A 482-nucleotide genomic window follows, 5' to 3' on the forward strand; every position below is an offset into this window, starting at 1 on the left:
TCGCGGGAAAGAAGATGTGGCTGTAGGCCGGGGCCACGGCCAGCACCTGCGCGGCAACGTTCTCGGCGAGCTGCTCAGTGAGCGACGCGCCGTCGGCGTGCAGCACCTTGGCGACGCCGGCCACTTGCGATGCGGCTTGCGCTACCGCAGCGGCGTTCGAGCCGGCCACCAGCACGTGGACATCGCCGCCGACCTGGGTCGCTGCGGTGATGGTGTTGAGCGTCGCCCCCTTGAGGGTCGCGTTGTCGTGTTCGGCAATGACGAGAGTGGTCATGTCGTTTGTCTCTTAGATGACTTTGGCTTCGTTCTTCAGCTTCGCGACGAGCGTCGCCACGTCCGGCACCTTCACGCCGGCACCGCGCTTGGGCGGCTCGCTGACCTTGAGCGTCTTGATGCGCGGCGCGACATCGACACCGAGCGCGTCCGGCTTGATCACTTCCAGCGGCTTCTTCTTCGCCTTCATGATGTTGGGCAGCGTGACG

Annotated in this window: 1 protein-coding gene and 1 pseudogene; both read right to left on the reverse strand. The window is 65.6% G+C overall.

Annotation, left to right across the window (positions count from 1 at the left end; genetic code table 11):
• The coding region (locus tag LPC04_RS29030) for an adenine nucleotide alpha hydrolase family protein (protein WP_476748708.1) at window positions 1–274 on the reverse strand (274 nt) is incomplete at its 3' end.
• A 12-nt stretch (window positions 275–286) separates the two neighbouring features.
• Window positions 287–482 (reverse strand): annotated as a pseudogene (locus LPC04_RS29035) (electron transfer flavoprotein subunit beta/FixA family protein); the annotation flags it as partial.

This window comes from Scleromatobacter humisilvae, assembly GCF_023231945.1.
Classification (GTDB): domain Bacteria; phylum Pseudomonadota; class Gammaproteobacteria; order Burkholderiales; family Burkholderiaceae_C; genus Scleromatobacter; species Scleromatobacter humisilvae.